Genomic DNA, 626 nt, shown 5'->3' on the forward strand with positions numbered 1-626 from the left:
TGGCGCTCCGGGTGCTGCGGCGGGGCGAATCCACCTCCCGGCGCTGGGTCCTCGCCGGTATCGCCGGCGGCAGCGAACTGCTCGGCGGGTGGCTGCTGCTGGCCGCCGGTGGGGTGGTGCTGCTGGAGGCGTACACGGTGCCGGCGGCCGGGCTGGCCCTCGCCGCCGGCCTGGTGGCGCTGCGTACCCGGGCCGGACTGAACAGCTGGCTGGCGCTCGGCCCGGGGCTGGCCGCGGCGCTGCTGCCCAGCCTGGTCTCGGTGCTGGTGGCGGCGGATCCGCAGCCGTGGCGGCGGCTGGCGCTCGGCGTCGTCGCGCTCGGCGCGGTGCTCGCCGGGGCGGCCCGGCGCTGGCAGGCGCCGGTCCTGCTGGGGGCGGCCACCCTGGTCCCGCTCGCGCTGCACGAGCTGGCCCGCGGCTGGGACCTGCTGCCTCGGTGGATCTATCTGGGCCTCGGCGGGCTGGCGCTGATCGCGCTCGCCGCGACCTACGAGCGGCGCCGGCGGGACCTGGCACGGTTACGAACAGTGGTCGCCAGGATGAGCTGAGGGTAGGGTCTGCCTTACCCCCACCTCGGGGGCGAGCAGGATTACTCAGCGCAACCGCGCCGACCAGACTCGGTACGG

1 protein-coding gene is annotated in these 626 nt (G+C 76.5%); it reads left to right on the forward strand.

Annotated elements, in window-relative coordinates:
- Positions 1-548: SCO7613 C-terminal domain-containing membrane protein (locus DKT69_RS00160; RefSeq protein WP_368666207.1), on the forward strand; the 548-nt coding region annotated here is incomplete at its 5' end.
- Positions 549-626 lie beyond the last annotated feature (78 nt).

The organism is Micromonospora sicca, from assembly GCF_003172935.1.
In the GTDB taxonomy this organism is placed as follows: Bacteria; Actinomycetota; Actinomycetes; order Mycobacteriales; family Micromonosporaceae; genus Micromonospora; species Micromonospora sicca.